This is a genomic window from Erwinia sp. PME.40.26/001 (assembly GCF_055556675.1).
In genome coordinates this window covers 1-338 of record NZ_JBVHNP010000063.1, presented here as the reverse complement: position 1 = coordinate 338, position 338 = coordinate 1, and the positions used below count along the sequence as shown (strand labels likewise).

Sequence of the window (338 nt, the reverse complement as noted above, 5' to 3'; positions counted from 1 at the left end):
ATCGACACCTTCACGACGCTGTACGGCGCAACCACCGGACATATCACCAAAGAGGAATATGCCGAGGCGGAGGCGCTCGTCGCCTCGAAGTTCGCCACCGACGCGTGGCTTCAGCGCGTTCCGTGAGCGGCACGACCCTGGACGGCGTCCTCGACCACGGCAGCGTCGAGATCCACCACGCCGACAACCTCGCGATCACGCCCGGCCTCCCCGACGGCTCGTTCACGCTCGTCTATCTCGACCCGCCGTTCAACACGGGCCGCACGCGCTCGAAGGCCGTCGAGTCGGCGCGGTGGACGCCGCCCGCGGAAGAGGCTCCGGATGCCGAAGAACCGCTC

General features: G+C 68.0%; 1 protein-coding gene. It reads left to right on the top strand.

Features of this window, described 5'->3' with window-relative positions; translation table 11 throughout:
- Positions 1-122 precede the first annotated feature (122 nt).
- Positions 123-338: hypothetical protein (locus tag ACZ3HG_RS23235; RefSeq protein WP_465334670.1), on the top strand; the 216-nt coding region annotated here is incomplete at its 3' end.